Below are 1153 nucleotides of genomic sequence, written 5' to 3'. Positions count from 1 at the left end.
GGCGGCAACGGCGGCGGTCGCGGCGGCGACGGCGGCTGATCGGATGACTCTCGCCCCCTGGGGCCGCGCGGCCGGTGCCGTCGTGGCCCTCGGCGCCGGCACGCTCGCGTACGCGGCGGTCGAGGCGCAGTGGTTCACCCTGCGCCGCGTCACCGTCCCCGTGCTCCCGCCGGGCGCCGCCGACCTGCGCGTGCTGCACCTCAGCGACCTGCACCTCGTGCCGGACCAGGAGCGGAAGATCGCGTGGGTGCGCTCGCTGGCGTCGCTGGACCCGCACCTCGTGGTCGACACCGGCGACAACATGGCGCACGTCGACGCGCTCCCGGCGCTCCTGCACGCGCTCGAGCCGCTCATGGCCGTGCCCGGCGCGTTCGTCATGGGGTCGAACGACTACTACGCCCCCACGCCGAAGAACCCGGCCCGGTACCTGCTGCGCGACGCCCGCGGGCCCCGGCGCACGGACCACGTCCTGCTCCCGGCCGACCGGCTCGGCGACGCGCTGCGCGGCGCCGGCTGGAAGGACCTGACGAACCGGCGCGACGTCGTCGAGGCGGGCGGGCTCCGCATCGCGCTCGTCGGCGTCGACGACCCGCACCTGGACCGCGACCGCATCCCCCCCGTCGCGACACGGGCCCACCGGTCGGGCGCCGACCTACGACTGGCCGTGACGCATGCGCCGTACCGGCGGGTCCTCGACGCGATGCACGCCGACGGCGCCGACCTCGTGCTCGCCGGCCACACCCACGGCGGGCAGCTGTGCGTGCCGGGCCTCGGCGCGCTCGTCACGAACTGCGACCTCGACCGCGGTCGCGCCAAGGGTCTCCACGGCTGGCCGGGCGCGCGTCCCGACCGGCCCGGCGGCGAGGACTCGACCTGGCTGCACGTGTCGGCGGGGCTCGGCACGTCGCCCTACGCGCGCGTGCGGTTCGCGTGCCGGCCGGAGGCCACGCTGCTGACGCTCGTCGCCCGCGACGCCTGAGCGCGATCGCCGTCGGCCCCGGTTTCACCGGGGCACCCGGGCTGGGCTATCCTTGTCAGGCTCCACGGGGTGTGGCGCAGCTTGGTAGCGCGCTTCGTTCGGGACGAAGAGGGCGCAGGTTCAAATCCTGTCACCCCGACCGTGTGATCTCTCAGGAGATCGGAAACGGGTCGA

The 1153-nt window shown here is 75.5% G+C and carries 1 protein-coding gene and 1 tRNA gene; both read left to right on the top strand.

What is annotated here, in order from left to right; genetic code table 11:
- Positions 1–43 precede the first annotated feature (43 nt).
- Positions 44–979: a metallophosphoesterase gene (locus tag ICW40_RS20110; RefSeq protein ID WP_221655750.1), complete on the top strand. Its 936-nt coding sequence runs from the start codon at positions 44–46 to the stop codon at positions 977–979.
- 65 nt (positions 980–1044) lie between these two features.
- Positions 1045–1118: transfer RNA gene (locus tag ICW40_RS20105), tRNA-Pro, on the top strand.
- The last annotated feature ends 35 nt before the right edge of the window (positions 1119–1153 follow it).

The organism is Actinotalea ferrariae (assembly GCF_019733465.1).
Classification (GTDB): domain Bacteria; phylum Actinomycetota; class Actinomycetes; order Actinomycetales; family Cellulomonadaceae; genus Actinotalea; species Actinotalea ferrariae_A.
Note: the sequence above shows the minus strand (reverse complement) of the source record. Positions and strands in the feature narration are given on the sequence as shown.

Bases quoted from the DNA above. Each gene is read 5' to 3' on its own strand.
- ICW40_RS20110 (WP_221655750.1), top strand. From the start codon at position 44: ATGACTCTCGCCCCCTGGGGCCGCGCGGCCGGTGCCGTCGTGGCCCTC.